The organism is Rhizobium sp. BR 315 (genome assembly GCF_050577975.1).
GTDB classification, from domain to species: Bacteria; Pseudomonadota; Alphaproteobacteria; order Rhizobiales; family Rhizobiaceae; genus Rhizobium; species Rhizobium miluonense.
Window position 1 is genome coordinate 1 of the sequence record NZ_JARWKZ010000204.1, and the last position, 513, is coordinate 513.

At 38.0% G+C, this 513-nt stretch carries 1 protein-coding gene and 1 riboswitch; the gene reads left to right on the forward strand.

Going from position 1 to position 513, the window contains the following annotated elements:
• The first annotated feature begins 10 nt into the window (after nt 1–10).
• A complete protein-coding gene (locus QD409_RS35780) occupies nt 11–172 on the forward strand; it encodes a TIGR03943 family putative permease subunit (RefSeq protein WP_430765090.1) in 162 nt (53 codons plus the stop codon).
• Nucleotides 173–220: 48 nt separating this feature from the next.
• Nucleotides 221–330, forward strand: a riboswitch (TPP riboswitch).
• Nucleotides 331–513: the final 183 nt, after the last annotated feature.

Genomic DNA, 513 nt, shown 5'->3' on the forward strand with positions numbered 1-513 from the left:
GTATGGCTATATGCTTAATGGCAATCTTAAATCCGCAGAAACAAATGGCTGGTATGAAATAAAAGGAACGGTTGTAAAACAAGAAATCGACGGCGGTGCTATGCCGACCATTAAAGTGGACAGCATCAAAGCTGCTGAGGCGCCAAAGGATGAGTATTTATATCTCTTCTAGTTTGATAATCTTGCAAAATTTTCACTGTTCTTATAAGATAATAGTAATAAAATATTTATCGGGAGCTTGTGGAATCAGGCTGAGAGGATGACTAACTGTCATCGACCGTATGAACCTGTTGGATAATGCCAGCGCAGGGAGTGTACATAATAATAGACACTTTGTTTAGGCAAAGTGTTTTTTCGTTTTTAAGCTTATGTTTTTGTGAACTCCCGAAGGTCTAACGACATTTTCCGAGTTACTTTAAACATGAGCTTTTTTGTTTGGAAATAATACTAGAAGGCAGGGAAGAAAAAATGACATCAGTAAAACACAACCCAACAGCAGAAGAGCTTCTTACC

What these genes read in the sequence shown, in the direction of transcription:
- QD409_RS35780 (WP_430765090.1), top strand. Translation starts at nt 11, where the DNA reads ATGCTTAATGGCAATCTTAAATCCGCAGAAACAAATGGCTGGTATGAA.